This window comes from Stenotrophomonas sp. HMSC10F07, from assembly GCF_001807895.1.
GTDB classification, from domain to species: Bacteria; Pseudomonadota; Gammaproteobacteria; order Xanthomonadales; family Xanthomonadaceae; genus Stenotrophomonas; species Stenotrophomonas sepilia.
On the sequence record NZ_KV791402.1, the window covers coordinates 1 to 929 of the forward strand.

A 929-nucleotide genomic window follows, 5' to 3' on the forward strand; every position below is an offset into this window, starting at 1 on the left:
CCGCTGCGCTCGCCGGGCATGGCCCGGCGCTACCGCCGTTTCAGAGTCGCTCGGCCTTGCCACTGGCCAGGGCGCGCGCGATCACCTGCTGCGCCTGCTGCGACGCCTGGGCATGCACGCGTGCCTGGCGCTCGCCCAACGCGGCCTGCTGGCTGCCCAGCGCAGCCTGGCGGCTGGCCAGTTCAGACTGCTGGCTGGCCAGGCGCTGCATCTCGCGGGTGTCGCTGGCGCGCGCGGTTTCGTTGTCCACGTCCTGCATCGCACGACGTGCCTGTGCGGCGGCCTCACGTGCCGCCTCGCGGGCAACGGCCACATCGTAGGTCGCGCCCCGCGCCGCCTTTGCCGCTTCCGCCGCCGCCTCGCGGTTGATGTCATGCGCGGCCATCGCACTGCGCGCGGCCTCGGCGGCGATCAGTGCGATGCGGCGCGATTGCTCGCCCTGCAGGCGGCCCATTTCACCCAGCTGCCTGCCGAGTTCGCCCTGCTGGCGACCCAGCACGCTTTGCTGGCGGCCCAGTTCGCTCTGCTGGCGGCCCAGCTCTACGGCACCGCTGTAGGCACGCTGCAGGCTCTGGATCAGCATCGGGTCACGCACCACGTAGCGCTTGTCACCCTGGCGGAACCACAACGCCGGGCCCTTGCCGAGCTGCCTGCGGGCCACCGTCACGTCGTCCATGCCGCCGTTGGCGAAGGTCGAATCACCATCAACCAGAACGAAGGCCTCCCGGGGCGACCTGCCCAGGTCCAGGCGACCGTAGGTGGTGATGGAGGTGGCGGCCGACGTCGTGCCTTCATCGTCTTCGGCCATGCCCGTGGCGTCGCCGACATCGGCCACATCGGCATCGTCGGGCCCGGTCGCGTCAGCGGGTTCGGCCGGCGCGGCCGGTGCTGCAGGCGCGGCCGGGGCCGACGGCACGCCCGCGGCGGAT

At 72.4% G+C, this 929-nt stretch carries 1 pseudogene; it reads right to left on the bottom strand.

The features are described 5' to 3' along the window. Window positions 1–40: 40 nt before the first annotated feature. Window positions 41–929, bottom strand: a pseudogene (locus HMPREF3114_RS11990) (transmembrane BlaR protein); the annotation flags it as partial.